Source organism: Ruegeria sp. CK1 (assembly GCF_056536545.1).
Map to the genome: position 1 here is coordinate 312,333 of NZ_JBQFPX010000002.1, position 15,432 is coordinate 327,764.

Genomic DNA, 15,432 nt, shown 5'->3' on the forward strand with positions numbered 1-15,432 from the left:
TTGTGTTCCTGAACACATGTTAAAATCCCCACTTTAGGCGGGGTTTTTGCATGAGGATGTTTGTTTGCCTGATCGTGGCTCTGTTTCCCGTACTTGCCGATGCGCAATCTAGTTGCGGTGGACAAACTCAAATGGATGCCAATTTCTGCGCCAAAGACAAATGGGAGATAGCCGACAGAGAATTGAATCGGCTTTGGAGCGAGGTAAAGCCCTTAGCAGATGCACGCGGCGATGGGCAGATTCTACTTGATGAACAGCGCGCATGGCTGAAAAAACGAGACGCGACATGCGAGCCGAACCTCTCAGCAGGCGGCAGTGCGGACGCAATGTTCTATTGGGCCTGTATGGAAGAGCAGACGTTAACCCGCAATCAGGCCTTGGAAACATGGCGATGAGTTTCAACCGTCAACAAATTAAAAAAAGTGCGGATCCAGGGATTCACAACCCGAATCACCTATGACATAGTGTTCGCAGATGCCCAAAAAGGGCACGTTATTGAGGCAATTCATACGGCGGTTAACAGAGTGTCCCGTTCCCATCGGCCCGGTTTGGGTGCAGTCGTTTTCTTCATGGTAGCGTTTATGTTGGGTGTTTATTTCACCTTCGCTGCTGTGCAAGGCGACTATGGCCTGTTCAGACGGGTCGAGATTGCAGCGGAACGGGACGCCCTGTCACAGGATCTGGCCAAGCTTGAATCCGAGATCATCGAGATGGAAAACCTGACCCGCCGTTTGTCCGATACTTATCTGGATCTTGATCTGCTGGATCAACAAGCACGCTCAGTTCTTGGCATGATACGCGCGGATGAAATCGTCATCCGCTGATCCAGAGCAAGATTTTTCCTGTGAAAATCTGCTTGATTCGATCATTTCGCCGTTAAGACTGGCCTGAACCCGCACGAAACGACGCCGCGTCACATTTACCCTCGCCAGAAAGCAGGAAATGCTTTATGAGATAGTTTAACGCTAAACTATCTGTCCGAAAGGGGGAGATCGCCACAATGGCTGCGCGAAAAACCACAAAGAAACCAAACGTTTCTGCAGAAGAGCTTAAAACCTATTACCGGGAAATGCTACTGATCCGTCGATTCGAAGAAAAAGCGGGTCAACTTTACGGCATGGGGCTGATTGGTGGTTTCTGCCACCTTTATATCGGACAGGAAGCCGTTGTTGTGGGCCTTGAGGCCGCAGCCAAGGAAGGTGACAAACGCATCACGTCGTACCGCGACCACGGTCACATGTTGGCCTGCGGGATGGAGCCGGGCGGCGTTATGGCCGAATTGACCGGACGCATTGGGGGCCTTTCCAAAGGCAAGGGCGGCTCGATGCACATGTTCTCGAAAGAAAAGCATTTCTATGGCGGCCACGGCATCGTCGGCGCACAGGTGCCTCTTGGTGCTGGCCTTGCGTTTGCCGACAAATATAAAGGAAACGACGGCGTAACGTTTACCTATTTCGGTGATGGTGCTGCAAACCAAGGTCAGGTTTATGAAACCTTCAACATGGCAGCGCTTTGGGAACTGCCGGTGGTTTTCGTGATTGAGAACAACCAATATGCCATGGGCACAGCGCAAGCACGCTCGACGTCTTCCCCTGACATTTACCATCGTGGTCAAGCCTTCGGGATACCTGGTGAAATGGTCGACGGCATGGATGTTCTTGCAGTTAAAGCTGCAGGCGAGAAAGCCGTCGCCCACTGTCGCGCGGGCAAAGGCCCTTACATTCTTGAGATCAAAACCTACCGCTATCGCGGCCACTCAATGTCTGATCCGGCCAAGTACCGCACGCGGGAAGAGGTTCAGAAAGTTCGCGAACAAAGCGACCCGATCGAACACGTGCGCGAGCTGCTTCTGACCGGCAAACACGCGACCGAAGACGATTTGAAGGCGATCGACAAAGAGATCAAAGAGATCGTCAACGAGGCCGCCGAATTCTCAAAAGAAAGCCCCGAGCCGTCGCTGGACGAGCTCTGGACCGACATTTACGCCTGAGAGGACGAATAAGACATGGCAACCGAAATTCTCATGCCCGCACTCTCGCCTACGATGGAAGAGGGCACATTGGCCAAATGGCTGGTCAAGGAAGGCGATACCGTTTCTTCCGGCGACATCATGGCCGAAATCGAAACCGATAAGGCTACGATGGAGTTTGAAGCCGTTGATGAAGGTATTGTCGGCAAAATCCTGATCGCTGAGGGCTCCGAAGGGGTCAAGGTGAACACACCTATCGCGATCCTAGTCGAAGAAGGCGAAGACGCATCTGCACTTCCCTCAGCTGCCCCTGCAGCTGTCGCCGAAGCTGCCGCGGTATTGGTTGAAGCCCCCGCGCCTGCCGCTGCTGCTGCACCTGCAGCCCCGGTGGTGGATCTGTCTCCGGACTGGCCGGCGGAGGCAGAGATGAAGTCTGAAACGGTCCGCGAAGCCTTGCGCGACGCCATGGCCGAGGAAATGCGTTCGGACGAAGATGTGTTTCTGATGGGTGAGGAAGTTGCCGAGTATCAGGGCGCTTACAAAATCTCCCAAGGTTTGCTGGACGAATTTGGCCCCAAACGCGTGATCGACACTCCGATCACCGAGCACGGCTTTACCGGCATCGCGGTCGGCTCGGCCTTCGGCGGTCTGAAACCGATTGTCGAGTTTATGACCTTCAACTTCGCCATGCAGGCGATTGACCAAATCATCAACTCTGCTGCCAAGACTCTCTATATGTCCGGTGGCCAAATGGGCTGCCCTATCGTCTTCCGCGGACCCAACGGTGCTGCAGCGCGTGTAGGTGCACAGCACTCGCAGGATTACGCTGCATGGTATATGCAGGTGCCGGGCCTCAAAGTGGTGATGCCCTATTCAGCTGCAGACGCCAAAGGTCTGTTGAAATCCGCGATCCGCGATCCCAACCCCGTGGTATTTCTGGAAAACGAAATCCTTTACGGCCGTACATTCGACGTTCCGCAAGTGGATGACTTGACCATCCCACTGGGCAAAGCGCGCATCTGGCGCGAAGGTTCTGACGTGACCATCGTCAGCTTTGGCATAGGTATGCAGTTTGCATTGGAAGCCGCCGACAAACTGGCCGAAGAAGGCATCAACGCCGAGGTGATCGACCTGCGCACCATTCGACCGATGGACACCGGTGCTATCATCAATTCGGTGATGAAGACGAACCGTCTGGTCACCGTCGAAGAAGGTTGGCCGCAAGGTTCAGTCGGCAGCTACATCTCGTCCGTAGTGATGCAAGAGGCGTTCGATTACCTCGACGCACCGGTCATCAATTGCACCGGTAAGGATGTTCCGATGCCCTATGCGGCAAACCTAGAAAAACTAGCGCTTGTGACCACCGACGAGGTGATCGCCGCCGTCAAACAAGTGACCTACCGGTAAGGAGCGACAGACAGATGCCCACAGAAATTCTGATGCCCGCCCTTTCACCGACCATGGAGGAAGGCACGCTTGCCAAATGGCTGGTCAAGGAAGGCGATACTGTTTCGTCCGGTGATCTGCTGGCCGAGATCGAAACCGACAAGGCCACGATGGAGTTCGAGGCCGTCGACGAAGGCACAATCGGTAAGATCCTTATCCCTGAAGGTACCGAAGGGGTCAAAGTAAACACCGCCATTGCAGTTCTTCTGGAAGATGGCGAAAGCTCGGATGACATTACATCCACGCCTGCCGCTGCACCTGCGGCTGCCCCGGCAGTTGCTGCGGACAAAGAGGCAGCCCCAGTGGCGTCCGAGGCGCCTGCCCCTGCCCCGGCGGCTCCGGCCAAAGCAGATGGCGGTCGTATTTTCGCCTCGCCTTTGGCTCGTCGGATAGCTGCGCAGAAGGGTCTGGACCTAGCCCAGATCGCTGGCTCTGGCCCGCATGGTCGTATCGTTAAGGCAGATGTCGAAGGCGCAACCGCAACTGCTCCGGTTGCTGCGCCTGCTCCTGCCGCAGCAGCCCCGGCTGCCGCCGCTCCGGCTGGTCCATCGGCGGATGCTGTGGCCAGAATGTATGAAGGTCGCGAATACGAGGAGATCAAACTCGACGGCATGCGCAAAACCATCGCCGCGCGTTTGTCCGAAGCAAAGCAGACCATTCCGCACTTCTACCTGCGCCGAGACATCAAACTGGACGCGCTGCTCAAGTTCCGCAGCCAGTTGAACAAGCAGCTAGAGGGACGGGGCGTTAAGTTGAGCGTCAACGACTTCGTTATAAAAGCTGTCGCCAATGCGTTGCAGCAGGTTCCGGCTTGTAACGCAGTTTGGGCCGAGGACCGTGTTCTGCAGCTGAAGCCTTCGGATGTGGCTGTTGCAGTTGCAATCGAAGGCGGTCTGTTCACACCGGTTTTGCAGGACGCCGACATGAAGTCGCTGTCTGCGCTTTCAGCAGAGATGAAGGACTTGGCTGCACGTGCGCGAGAACGCAAGCTGGCGCCGCATGAATACCAGGGGGGCACATTTGCCATCTCGAACCTGGGCATGTTTGGCATCGACAATTTCGACGCGATCGTGAACCCGCCGCATGCTGGAATTCTTGCCGTCGGCGCAGGCGTGAAAAAACCCGTTGTCGGCGATGACGGCGAACTAACAGTGGCCACTGTTATGTCAGTTACCATGTCGGTTGATCACCGAGTGATTGACGGTGCACTTGGTGCAGAACTCATGAACGCCATCGTAGACAATCTGGAAAATCCGATGGTCATGTTGGCCTGATTTCTAAGCCTTTCGTCACTAAAAAAAGCCCCGCCACATTGGCGGGGCTTTTGTTTTGCCCGAAGTAAAGTGGATTGAATTTGCAACCGATTATGGGAAGCCGCTGTGAAGCCGATTGATCGAACTAAGCGGCAGGACAAACGGGCAGTCTTGGAATTGCGTTTTTGATAAAACCAAAACAGGGAAGGTCGTGCGAAAACGCACCAGCGAATAAAGTTACGCTTAATGAAACTAGCCTGCTAGAAAACAGCCAATTTGTTTTTCAGGCTCGGGATGACAACTCCTTGGATCTGTCCAAGGACCGGTCTAATGCAGTTAGTTCTTTTAACGACCTGCACTGCGGCAACTATGCTATAAGCCTAAGAAAATTCGAAAACCGGATACGGAAAAACCCGCGTTGCTCTCGGGGCGCATGTTGTAGATATTCACCCCGGATCAGCAGCTTTGGAACAGTTCAAATTAAAGCATGTTACTTGCGAATTATCAGAGACATCTAGGAGCTGAAACACATATGGCGCGCCATTTCAGACGCGCCATAATTTCGAACATATGTGGTTGCTACTGGTTTTTGCCCAGCATGTGATCCATCGAGATTGCCGGCTGGTCACAGCCGGCCTCTCCGACGATCTTGGCTGGAATACCCGCTACGGTCTTGCAGGCGGGAACTTCCTGCAAAACGACCGATCCGGCGGCGATACGACTGCAATGACCAACTTCGATATTGCCAAGAACCTTGGCCCCGGCCCCGATCAGAACACCATCACCGATCTTGGGATGACGCTGCTCTTCTTCTTTGCCGGTGCCGCCCAGCGTAACCGAATGCAGCATCGACACGTTGTCTCCGACAACAGCCGTCTCACCAATTACGATGGAGTGGGCATGATCAATCATGATCCCTTTTCCGATCTTGGCGGCCGGGTGGATGTCTATCCCAAAAATCTCGGACGAGCGCATCTGGAAGAAATACGCAAGGTCATGACGACCTTTTGTCCACAGCCAATGCGCCACACGATAGGCCTGCATCGCCTGGTAACCTTTAAAATAAAGGATCGGCTGCAACAGACGATGGCACGCAGGGTCACGTTCATAAACGGCCATCAAATCGGCCCGCGCTGCCTCGATCAACGAAGGATCGTCGGCATAGGCTTCGTCCACGATTTCGCGCAGAACCATCATCGACATTTCGTTCGAGCTCAGCTTGGCGGAAATCCTGTACGACAGGGCACGCTCAAGACTACGGTGGTGCAGGATACAGGCATGAACCAGTCCTCCCATCAACGGTTCGTTTTCAACCGCCACCTGGGCTTCGGTCGTAATACGGTTCCAAACAGGATCGACAGGTGTAACCTGACTGCGCTTTTCCAACATGGGCTTTGTTCCTTTGCTGCGCCTAGAATGCCATTTAGTTGGAAAAACACCAAACGCAAACCCGTGATCAGCAGGGTAACGAAAATGAATGAACCTGATTTGGCCGGTTTTAAATCAAGAATCGAGGCACGGTTAGCCGCGCTGGCAGAACATTCTGCATCCGAGAAAGAGGCTCAATCCGTTGTCGAATTGGATCAGCAGGCAATCGGGCGCCTCAGCCGAATGGACGCATTGCAAAATCAAGCGATGGCAAAAGCCCAACAGGCAAATCGTGATGTTGAAACCCGCAGGTTGCAATCCGCTTTGATCCGCATTCAAGACGGCGAATTCGGTTTTTGCGAAGACTGTGGCGACGAAATTCCAGAAGGTCGATTGCTCCTTGATCTCGCCGCCACCAAATGCGTCAGTTGCGCATCCGGTTGATCTTAAAGTGGATCAAGCGCCTGATAACCATTTCAAAACATTTACAATATTGCAGGTCGTCAAAGCTGGGCTCATTCGCAAGTCTTCGATTTCGGGCGACGGCCATGAGAGATCCATTGCCAAATACAGGGTGCAGTTTACCCGTCTGGCTGACATGCCTATCGGCCAGTTCCGCTTCCTGCATCATACGAATGCACAGGCGGTCCCTTTCGTTTGGCGGCGCGGCCAGCAAGGCTCGCGCCGCTGCGCTTAAATCTCCGTGCAGGACTGGGCGCATCGGCCGTTTTATCCAAATGTGAGTTTGGCTGGCAATCCCGGTCCGTAACTGGCCGAGACTTGGGCCACCGACACTTCGTAAGGACCGCTTATGCTATCCGTCGTTTTCATAGAACCAGTATAGATCCAGTTCGGTTGATTCACGACGTGCTCTCGTACCAAAGAGCCATTCGCGCGAATCTGAACCAAATAAGATTCGCTTTCCTCTGCTAATGGTACATCCATACCAGTCCAATCGTCCCCATCCAGACGGGTGCGACGTATCCAAGAGAACTTATCACCAGCAGCCGATTCCATAGCCCTCAGATGCACCGGAGAGTATGGTCGCGATCCGTTACCTTCGAACGCCTCGACCAAGTGAACAAATGACGGGTCATCGTAACCACGAGTCGCTGGACCGATACGGTAGTGCTTGCTTACTCTACGCTCGGACCGTTGCAGGTTGGTCTGATAGACACGCTGATCCAGCAGCACAAACATCGAATCCTCGGGCCAGACGTCCGGAATAAGTGCGTCTGTCCCCAGTTGTCCCCGCAAGCGGCCTGACAAGCTATAGGCACCGGTACCTTGCAGGGCGGCATAGGCAAATTGGAAAACTTCCCAATTCCCGGGTGTTCCATCGCCGATTGCCGCCAGATTGGCGCCGTTTAGCAGCGACTCGCGCGGACGAGACTCAAGAACGCCGTCGATTAGGTTGACGCGCAACGGTGCACCTTCATCCCAAACTCCGGCACTCGCGCGCAGCATGGGGGTCTCGGTAAAGCCGATGACAGCCTGCCCCGAAATCACTTCTTGCAGGTTATAATCTTCGTCATTTGCGGCCGAATAGACCGCGACACTGCCGGGCCAAGGTTCCGCCGACGTGGCGAGATATGGGGCATGGGGCTTCTCTGAACCGGTGATAAGTGGCAGGTCCATGAACACGGGAAAAACAGGAACCGGCGCAACGAAGGGTGTGGCTGTCACAACGTCGTCCGGCAGGTCGGATGGCGTATAGACACTTGGCTCAATTCGAACCGCCTCAGCCAATTGTAGTTCAGCCTGCTCAAGTCGATCGATGCGATAAAGGTTACCTTCACCCGCTCTGCTTAATCTGACTACATCCCCTGCGCCCAGATGGAGCATCGATGGCGGCAAGGCAAACCTAGCCGTGTCGCGTGAGGTTCTCGCTTCGCTCAACCAACGTTCTGCGGTTTGGCGACCCTCGACGCGCGTCATCGACAAAGGCATCTCATTTTCAGATACCGCATGTGTCCGCGCGTCGGGCAATACGGCCTCTTCCGTAACCACATCGTGGTCAGCATCCGATTGAACGAACCTTAACCGCACGCGCCCTGTTAATTCGGCTTCGGCTTCTCTTCGAAACTCAAACTGACCTTCGATATCAGGACTTTCGGCCAACACATCAACGCCCAGTTCAACCGCCTGGCGCCCATCGCGCATCTGGAACATCAGCACTCCGTCCCGCTCGATGGCATCAAAGCCATAGCGCATCCATCGCGTCAATCGCCGCCTGCGCCCAGCCAGCCGGGCCAACGCCCTGCACCGTCCGGTCGGCCAGCACATAGGCCCGCCACTCCTCGGGCGGCCCCTGTAGCTGAGCCCCCACGACCACGATCCCACAGGCATCCGCATCCGCCCCTGCCGTCACCGCCGGGTCCAGCGCCACCACGATGCGATCCAACTCGGGCACCTGCACACAGCGCGCCGCCTCCAGCATCGAACCGGTCCACAGCGCTCCTTCGGCATCCGACAGCAGCACCCCGTCCAACTCCTGCCGTCCCAGCCGCGTACCTGCATACCGCGCGCGCACCTCGTCCAGAAAGGACGCCGCCAGATTGGCCCGGTTCGCCTCAGTTGGTGCATGGGTCTGCACGGTGGACGGAGACGCCAGCAAATCCTTCAACACCTTCACATTGCGCGGCGTGGTGGTCACACAGACCCGGGGCCGTTCCCCAACCGCAACGCAAATTGCAACATATCCCAAGTCTCACCGGCCTTCTTCCACTTGGCCAACTCATCCACCCAGGCCGCATCGAACTGCGGCCCGCGCAGCCCCTCAGGGTCATGGGCCGAAAACGCCTGCGCCTCGGCCCCGTTGGGCCAGACCAGTTTCCGTTCCGATGCCTTCCAAGCAGGTCGACGATCCGGCGGCGAACACTGCAGAATCCCGCTATCACCAAAAATCATCACATCGCGCACCTGATCGAAGTTTTCACCAACTAAAGCCACACGACTGGCCTCACCCCTGTCCAGCGGCTTTGAACCCTCAACCATCGACCGGACCCATTCGGCCCCGGCCCGAGTCTTGCCCGCGCCGCGTCCTCCCATGATCACCCAAGACCTCCAGTCACCCTCGGGCGGCAACTGATGCGGCAGCGCCCAGAACTCGAACAGGAAAGGGAGGGCACAAAGCCCCCCCTCCCCGATCTCACTCAGAAATCTCTCCCGAACCGCAGCATCTGCGGAGGCGAGCCAACCTGCACCCGATTTCAAATCGAGCGCGCTCAAGGTCGAGCGCATAGCCCCCTTGGGCAATTCCGGCTTGTCTGTGATGTTGTTCGACAAAGCTTGTCTCCACTTTCTGGCAACTGCGGATCAGCCCCTCTAGCTGCCCGAGTTGCTTGCCTGTTCCGGCAAGGTCTGCATCCTCCCCGGCACCGATCTGCCTGCGCAGTTCTTCCGCTGCTTGCCGCAAACCGCGAATGGATGTCTCCAGCGACTGCAAAAGTTCCGCCGTCTGGGACATCCGCTCTTCCGGGGTAATCAAAGTCATGTTTGCCTGTGACCTCATGCGTGAGTGTTTCCGCACGAGAGAAACGAAAAACGGCCGCCGGGTTTCCCCGCGACCGTTGCCCACTTCTTCTAGCATGGCACATTTTATACGAAGAAAAGCGCGCAAAGTCAATGATTTGCGCAACGGCGACGCAACGGGCGACTTACGGTCGAGATTAAGAAAACCTGAACACATCCAATTGGCATCAGTGGATTGCCGACCCATCGGCGCAGAACCAAAGCTTGACAATCTCAGACCAAACGCGCATTAGCGCCCGACGATAGCGCTGACGCGTGAGCTATTGGGCCTTCAGCCCCCACAGCGCACCACAACTCTCCTAGTTCCCCTTCACGCAGGGTTCTTGATGCGACGGCCGGACATACAGGACTCGCCTGTATGCCCCGAGACTTCGCAGAAACCCTGCCGGTCGCGCTGTTGGCGTGGCCTTACGCTCTTGTCTGGTGCGGAACGCTGTACCGGATCAAAAAGGAATGAATCTTGTTCGACTTTGACATGCTGGGACTTGCCCCAGCACTGAACGAAGCGCTTGAACGCGCCAACTTCACACAGCCCACTCCTATCCAGAACCAGGCGATCCCGCTGGCGCTGAAGGGTCACGACATACTCGGGCTGGCCCAGACGGGTACCGGCAAAACACTGGCCTTTGGCTTGCCGTTGATCGACCACCTGCTGGCCCAGCCAGGTAAACCTGCGCCGAAAACGGTCAAAGCTCTGATCCTGGCACCTACCCGAGAACTGGTGAACCAGATCGCGGACAGCCTTCGCAACCTAACGCAAAAAACCAAACTACGTGTTGCAACTGTTGTTGGCGGGCAATCCATCGGCAAGCAGATCTCGTTCTTGTCGCGCGGCACTGATATTCTGGTCGCTACACCGGGGCGTTTGATCGACTTGATGGAGCGTGGTGCAGTTGACCTCAGTTCGGTGCGTCATCTGGTGCTGGATGAGGCGGATCAGATGCTGGACATGGGCTTTATCCATGCCCTGCGTAAAATCGCACCCGCTCTGGGCACGCCGCGCCAGACCATGTTGTTTTCGGCGACGATGCCGAAACAGATGGAGGAACTCAGCAGAGCCTACCTCACCAACCCACAGCGCGTTCAAGTTTCACCGCCCGGCAAGGCAGCGGATAAGATCACACAATCCGTCCATTTCCTTAGCCGAGCGGGAAAGCCGGGGAAACTGCGTGAAATCCTATCGGCAGACAGGGAGGCGCTGACGCTGGTCTTTGCCCGCACCAAACATGGCGCTGAGAAGCTGATGAAGGGCTTGGTAGCCGATGGCTTTAACGCGGCTTCGATCCACGGGAACAAAAGCCAGGGGCAGCGTGACCGCGCAATCAAGGCGTTTCGTGCCGGAGAGATCAATGTGCTGGTTGCCACCGACGTGGCCGCACGCGGCATCGACATTCCGGGCGTGGCCTATGTAATCAATTACGATCTACCTGAAGTGCCCGACAATTATGTTCACCGAATTGGCCGCACCGCCCGTGCGGGTCGCGAGGGTGAAGGGATTGCGTTCTGCGCACCGGATGAGTTGGACCAACTGCTCCAGATTCAGAAACTGATGAAGATCGTAATCCCGGTCGCAAGCGGTACGATGCCCGAGTTTGCCGAGCCAAAGAAACCGCAAAAGCGAGGCGGATTTCGCGGTCGCAATCCCCATGGCGCCAATTCGACGGGAAAACCCTCGTCTGCAAAGCGTCGTCGCCCTCGTAGACGTCCCGCGGCATAATGTGAAAACAAAGGCCGCGTTATTTAACGCGGCCTTTTCTTAGTTGCTTGAGCCGTTTTGTTCAGCTTCTATCTCGCGCCACTTGGCAACGTTGCGATTGTGCTCATCCAGAGTTTCAGCAAAGGCATGACCCCCAGTTCCGTCAGCAACAAAGAAGACGTAATTGGTTTCTTCTGGTGCAACGGCCGCCTCGAGGCTCGCCAACCCAGGGTTGGCAATTGGTGTCGGCGGCAATCCATCAATGACGTATGTATTCCAAGGCGTTGCGCGGCGTAGCTCACTTCGACGCAAACCGCGACCCAGCACACCTTGACCTTTAGTGACGCCATAGATCACCGTCGGGTCTGTCTGTAGTTTCATGCCGCGCTCAAGCCGGTTCACAAAAACACTGGCCACCTGTCCGCGCTCATGCGGTACACCGGTTTCCTTTTCGATGATCGAAGCAAGGATCAACATCTCTTCAGGGCTGCCAATCGGCAAACCGTCCTGTCGGTTCTCCCAAACTGCATTAATGCGCAGCTGCTGTTTCGCCTGCATATCCTGCAGAACAGCCGTTCGATCATCACCCGGCGTTAGCTCATAGCTATCAGGTGCCAACATACCTTCTGCCGGTATCTCGGCCACTTCACCGGTCAGGGCATCGATCCCCTTCAACGCTTCTGCAACCTGCCACGAAGTCACACCTTCAGCGACCGAAACACGGTATCTCGTGTCAGCATCCTGACGCTTTTCGGTGTACTCCTCAGGCGCTTGCTCTTCCGCAGCTTCAAAACTGGCAATCTCTACAAATTCTAAAGTCGAGGGATCCAGCTCGCGCACACGGGTCTGAATGCGCGTCACGCCGATCCGGTACTCAATCTCAGATCCACAGGTGCTGGCACCGCTGCTCGTAATGTCATCGATGATCTGCTCCATCGAAGCGCCTTCGCGGACCAAAAAGCTGCCTGCTTTCAGTTGCTGTGCTTTGTCGGTGTAATCTGCAGCCAGACGGAAGATCAGGGCGTTGCTGATCGCGCCATCATCTTCAAGTTGTTGGCTAACTGTGGTCATGTTCGAACCACGTTTAACCTGTAAGCACATGGCGGTTTCAAGCGGGCCTTCAGAATTGTACTGCGATTGACCCCAAAGGATCAGACCGCCAATCAAGAACAAGCCGACCACAAGAATGGTCAACGCGTTTGATGCAAAGGCCCGCCACATTTAGCTGGCCTTCCCGAAGATCACGCTGGCGTTCGTGCCGCCAAAGCCGAACGAGTTCGACAATGCTACGTTGATTTCACGTTCACGCTTAGCGTTGGGTGCAAGGTCAAGCGGTGTCTCTACAGCTAGATTATCCAGGTTGATCGTCGGCGGTGCCACCTGGTCGCGGATTGCCAAGATCGAGAAGATCGCCTCAATCGCGCCAGCCGCACCAAGCAAGTGACCGGTGGCCGATTTGGTCGAGGTCATCGTAGCGTTGCTCGCATGTTCACCCAACAGGCGTTCCACGGCTCCCAACTCGATCGTGTCAGCCATGGTCGAAGTGCCGTGCGCGTTGATATAATCCACGTCCTTAGGCTCCAGCCCAGCGCTGCGTAGCGCAGCTTGCATCGCACGTTCAGCGCCGTCACCATCTGCGGACGGGGCGGTGATGTGATAAGCATCACCCGACATACCATAGCCAAGCACCTCGGCATAAATCTTCGCGCCACGCGCCTTGGCGTGCTCATAATCTTCCAGAACAACTATGCCCGCGCCCTCACCCATGACAAACCCATCACGGTCGACGTCATAGGGGCGGCTGGCTTTCTTTGGATCGTCAGCAAACTTGGTCGACAGCGCCTTGCACGCGTTGAAACCTGCAATACCGATCTCGCAGATGCAGCCTTCGCCGCCGCCAGCAATCATGACGTCTGCGTCACCTGCGCGGATAATACGGCTAGCGTCACCAATAGCATGCGCACCAGTCGAACAAGCCGTCACGACCGAATGGTTTGGACCTTTGAATCCATGACGGATTGAGACCTGACCTGAAGCCAAGTTGATCAGCGCACCGGGAATAAAGAACGGCGACACACGGCGCGGACCCTTGTCGCGAATAAGGTTTGCGGTGTCAGCAATAGACCCCAGACCACCGATACCAGAACCAATCAAGACACCGGTGCGCAAACGAGACTCCTCGTCTTCAGGCAGCCAATTCGCATCCTGACAAGCCATGTCGGCCGCCGCGATGGAATAAAGGATAAAGTCCTCAATCTTACGCTGTTCTTTCGGCGACATCCAATCGTCAGGATTGAATGTCCCATTTGTGCCGTCACCTCTCGGCACTTCGCAGGCATAGGTCGTAGTGACCCCGCTTGCCTCAGCGTCGAACAGAGTGATCGGGCCTGCACCGGATTCACCATCCAGCAGCCGCGACCACGTTTCCTCGACACCACTGGCCAACGGAGTGACCAATCCCATACCGGTTACAACGACTCTACGCATGAAATGCCTCTTGCCTGCTTGCTGTTTGAGAAACGCTCATACCCCGGCCCGGGGGCCCGGGGCAAGAGCAACGGTTTGTCGCCGTCTGACGTCATCCTGCCAAAGCCGAAACAATTGTCCCATATCCTTATACAGATGGGCCGAAAAGGAAAAACCGCCCGCTGCCCGTTCAGGCAGAAGGCGGTTTCGGGCATTTAGGTACTCTACTGGAACTGTGCAACCGGCTCGTGCGCAGTTTTTGCCACCTCCAGCGCATCAGCCAAGCTCAGCGACTTAAGAAACAATGCTCGTCCAACTATCGCGCCCGAGATATTGTGGATATATGCCAGTCTGGAAATGTCATCTGCGGTGCGCACAACACCACTGGCGATGATAGGAGTGCGGGACTTTTCCGCGAGACCGGAAATCAAACCCAACTGCGCCTCGACATCCTCCATGTCACTGTCGATATCGGTCACCACAATGGCTGCAAACGGAGTGTCCGCGAAGGCTTCAATAAAGGCTTCAGGAGTAAACGCGCTCTGACTGCGCCAGCCTTCGGTCATCACGAAACCCTGCCAGACGTCGACCGCCAGCACGATTTGATCAGGGTAAAACTTGGCCAGTTCTTTCACCAAAATGGGATCCCGAGCGGCAAGCGTACCGATAACGATCCGCCCAGCCCCCTTGTCAATCCAGTGTTCGACCTGCTCACGGCTACGCATACCGCCGGCCAATTGCACCGGCATCTCGGCCGAACGAATGATCTCCTCTACCAACTTTGCGTTGGTATCGCGGCCTTCGATCGCGTCGAAATCCGTCAATTGCATCCATTCGGCCCCTGCAGCCGACCAACCGCGTGCTGTTTCAACTGGGTCCACATGCCAAATCGTGGCGTTGTCCAGACGGCCCTTGTCCAATGTCACGCACCGGCCGTTCTGCAATTCCATAGTAGGATAAATCCTCATGAGCCCGCTCCTCCGCTCAATCGCATTGCAATCCAGTGTACCATACACATTGGAGGAACAGTCGATTTTACCAGTTTCGGCAAACTGAGGACATTTTGCGGCATCACCGCAAAGGGGGCTACAAGCGTTTTGGCGGTCCGTTGCGGCGCAATAGGACAACCGAAGACCCATTATACTCACACTCTCGCATCGGAGTATAACCCAGCTTCTCGGCCAGTTTTTGCGAGACTGAATTCGCTGAATTTACCATTGCAACCAATGGGCCAGGCATTACGCGGTCGAACCACTCATGGGCCGCTTGCGCAGCCTCCAAACCCAAACCCTGCCCTTGTGCCTCTGGCACCAGAATCCAACCTGCTTCAGGGAAACTGTCGAAATCTTCACCGAGCGCGCGATTTCCATAGAAAAATCCGGCTTGTCCAATCAGCAGCCGATTCGATTGCTGCAACACACCCCATTGGCCAAAACCAGCCATTTGCCAGTGTCCTGCATTTCGAAGGAAGGAATCCCATGCTTCACCGCGCGAACGCGGCTTGCCGCCGATATGGCGCACGATACACGGGTTGCGCCATATCTCAGCGAACCGGTTGAAATCCTCTGGCCGCATGGCGCAAAGCATCAAGCGTGCCGTGTTTATCGTCGGGGTGGATCGTATCATGCCCTGCCCGCTCGGAAAATTGCCTCACGATAAACTGTGCTAAGCAAAAAAGCGCCAAGCAAGGATGAATTTAA

14 protein-coding genes and 1 pseudogene are annotated in these 15,432 nt (G+C 55.8%); 7 read left to right on the forward strand and 8 right to left on the reverse strand.

Annotated elements, in window-relative coordinates; translation table 11 throughout:
* Positions 1-50: 50 nt before the first annotated feature.
* From ACR0L3_RS08105 to ACR0L3_RS08125, 5 genes are all read left to right on the forward strand, one after another.
* Entirely contained in the window at positions 51-395 is a 345-nt protein-coding gene (locus ACR0L3_RS08105) for a lysozyme inhibitor LprI family protein (RefSeq protein ID WP_480745156.1), read from the forward strand.
* Between the two features lie 129 nt (positions 396-524).
* Positions 525-824: an FtsB family cell division protein gene (locus ACR0L3_RS08110; RefSeq protein WP_480745158.1), complete on the forward strand. Its 300-nt coding sequence runs from the start codon at positions 525-527 to the stop codon at positions 822-824.
* 176 nt (positions 825-1,000) lie between these two features.
* Positions 1,001-1,990, forward strand: coding sequence for a pyruvate dehydrogenase (acetyl-transferring) E1 component subunit alpha (gene pdhA, locus ACR0L3_RS08115; RefSeq protein ID WP_480745159.1), 990 nt, complete (start codon positions 1,001-1,003; stop codon positions 1,988-1,990).
* Between the two features lie 15 nt (positions 1,991-2,005).
* Entirely contained in the window at positions 2,006-3,376 is a 1,371-nt protein-coding gene (locus ACR0L3_RS08120; protein WP_480745161.1) for a pyruvate dehydrogenase complex E1 component subunit beta, read from the forward strand.
* A 14-nt stretch (positions 3,377-3,390) separates the two neighbouring features.
* Positions 3,391-4,689, forward strand: a complete 1,299-nt coding sequence (locus ACR0L3_RS08125; RefSeq protein WP_480745163.1) for a pyruvate dehydrogenase complex dihydrolipoamide acetyltransferase — start codon at positions 3,391-3,393, stop codon at positions 4,687-4,689.
* Between the two features lie 558 nt (positions 4,690-5,247).
* Here ACR0L3_RS08125 and cysE read toward each other — a convergent pair.
* Positions 5,248-6,057 (reverse strand): serine O-acetyltransferase, encoded by an 810-nt coding sequence (gene cysE, locus ACR0L3_RS08130; protein ID WP_480745165.1) that lies wholly within the window; start codon positions 6,055-6,057, stop codon positions 5,248-5,250.
* Between the two features lie 84 nt (positions 6,058-6,141).
* Between cysE and ACR0L3_RS08135 the strand changes: the two genes are divergently transcribed.
* Complete coding sequence (locus ACR0L3_RS08135) at positions 6,142-6,480, forward strand: TraR/DksA family transcriptional regulator (RefSeq protein WP_480745166.1); 339 nt, start codon at positions 6,142-6,144, stop codon at positions 6,478-6,480.
* On the opposite strand, the gene ACR0L3_RS08140 is transcribed toward ACR0L3_RS08135, so the two are convergent.
* The 3 genes and pseudogenes from ACR0L3_RS08140 to ACR0L3_RS08150 all read right to left on the reverse strand — a co-directional run.
* Positions 6,461-6,757: a DUF7742 family protein gene (locus ACR0L3_RS08140; protein ID WP_480745168.1), complete on the reverse strand. Its 297-nt coding sequence runs from the start codon at positions 6,755-6,757 to the stop codon at positions 6,461-6,463. The two genes, ACR0L3_RS08135 and ACR0L3_RS08140, sit on opposite strands and share 20 nt — an antisense overlap.
* Positions 6,758-6,765: 8 nt before the next feature.
* Entirely contained in the window at positions 6,766-8,322 is a 1,557-nt protein-coding gene (locus tag ACR0L3_RS08145) for a phage tail protein (RefSeq protein ID WP_480745170.1), read from the reverse strand.
* A pseudogene (locus ACR0L3_RS08150) lies at positions 8,249-9,279 on the reverse strand (DNA-packaging protein); the annotation flags it as partial. The gene ACR0L3_RS08145 and the pseudogene ACR0L3_RS08150, both read right to left, overlap by 74 nt.
* Before the next feature lie 751 nt (positions 9,280-10,030).
* Between ACR0L3_RS08150 and ACR0L3_RS08155 the strand changes: the two are divergent.
* On the forward strand, positions 10,031-11,287 hold the full coding sequence (locus tag ACR0L3_RS08155; RefSeq protein WP_480745172.1) for a DEAD/DEAH box helicase: 1,257 nt from the start codon (positions 10,031-10,033) through the stop codon (positions 11,285-11,287).
* A 39-nt stretch (positions 11,288-11,326) separates the two neighbouring features.
* Here the strand turns inward: ACR0L3_RS08155 and mltG are convergent, their stop codons facing one another.
* The 4 genes from mltG to ACR0L3_RS08175 all read right to left on the reverse strand — a co-directional run bounded on the left by mltG (position 11,327) and on the right by ACR0L3_RS08175 (position 15,358).
* Positions 11,327-12,487, reverse strand: coding sequence for an endolytic transglycosylase MltG (gene mltG / locus ACR0L3_RS08160; RefSeq protein WP_480745174.1), 1,161 nt, complete (start codon positions 12,485-12,487; stop codon positions 11,327-11,329).
* Positions 12,488-13,753, reverse strand: coding sequence for a beta-ketoacyl-ACP synthase II (fabF, locus tag ACR0L3_RS08165; RefSeq protein WP_480745176.1), 1,266 nt, complete (start codon positions 13,751-13,753; stop codon positions 12,488-12,490).
* A gap of 203 nt (positions 13,754-13,956) precedes the next feature.
* Positions 13,957-14,700, reverse strand: a complete 744-nt coding sequence (locus ACR0L3_RS08170; RefSeq protein ID WP_480745178.1) for a 1-(5-phosphoribosyl)-5-[(5-phosphoribosylamino)methylideneamino]imidazole-4-carboxamide isomerase — start codon at positions 14,698-14,700, stop codon at positions 13,957-13,959.
* A gap of 118 nt (positions 14,701-14,818) precedes the next feature.
* On the reverse strand, positions 14,819-15,358 hold the full coding sequence (locus ACR0L3_RS08175; protein WP_480745180.1) for a GNAT family N-acetyltransferase: 540 nt from the start codon (positions 15,356-15,358) through the stop codon (positions 14,819-14,821).
* Between the last annotated feature and the right edge of the window lie 74 nt (positions 15,359-15,432).

Coding starts and splice junctions, on each gene's coding strand:
- cysE (WP_480745165.1), bottom strand. CDS start 6,057: ATGTTGGAAAAGCGCAGTCAGGTTACACCTGTCGATCCTGTTTGGAAC.
- ACR0L3_RS08140 (WP_480745168.1), bottom strand. CDS start 6,757: ATGCGCCCAGTCCTGCACGGAGATTTAAGCGCAGCGGCGCGAGCCTTG.
- ACR0L3_RS08170 (WP_480745178.1), bottom strand. CDS start 14,700: ATGAGGATTTATCCTACTATGGAATTGCAGAACGGCCGGTGCGTGACA.
- ACR0L3_RS08175 (WP_480745180.1), bottom strand. CDS start 15,358: ATGATACGATCCACCCCGACGATAAACACGGCACGCTTGATGCTTTGC.
- ACR0L3_RS08105 (WP_480745156.1), top strand. CDS start 51: ATGAGGATGTTTGTTTGCCTGATCGTGGCTCTGTTTCCCGTACTTGCC.
- fabF (WP_480745176.1), bottom strand. CDS start 13,753: ATGCGTAGAGTCGTTGTAACCGGTATGGGATTGGTCACTCCGTTGGCC.
- ACR0L3_RS08145 (WP_480745170.1), bottom strand. CDS start 8,322: ATGTGCTGGCCGACCGGACGGTGCAGGGCGTTGGCCCGGCTGGCTGGG.
- ACR0L3_RS08120 (WP_480745161.1), top strand. CDS start 2,006: ATGGCAACCGAAATTCTCATGCCCGCACTCTCGCCTACGATGGAAGAG.
- ACR0L3_RS08125 (WP_480745163.1), top strand. CDS start 3,391: ATGCCCACAGAAATTCTGATGCCCGCCCTTTCACCGACCATGGAGGAA.
- pdhA (WP_480745159.1), top strand. CDS start 1,001: ATGGCTGCGCGAAAAACCACAAAGAAACCAAACGTTTCTGCAGAAGAG.
- ACR0L3_RS08135 (WP_480745166.1), top strand. CDS start 6,142: ATGAATGAACCTGATTTGGCCGGTTTTAAATCAAGAATCGAGGCACGG.
- mltG (WP_480745174.1), bottom strand. CDS start 12,487: ATGTGGCGGGCCTTTGCATCAAACGCGTTGACCATTCTTGTGGTCGGC.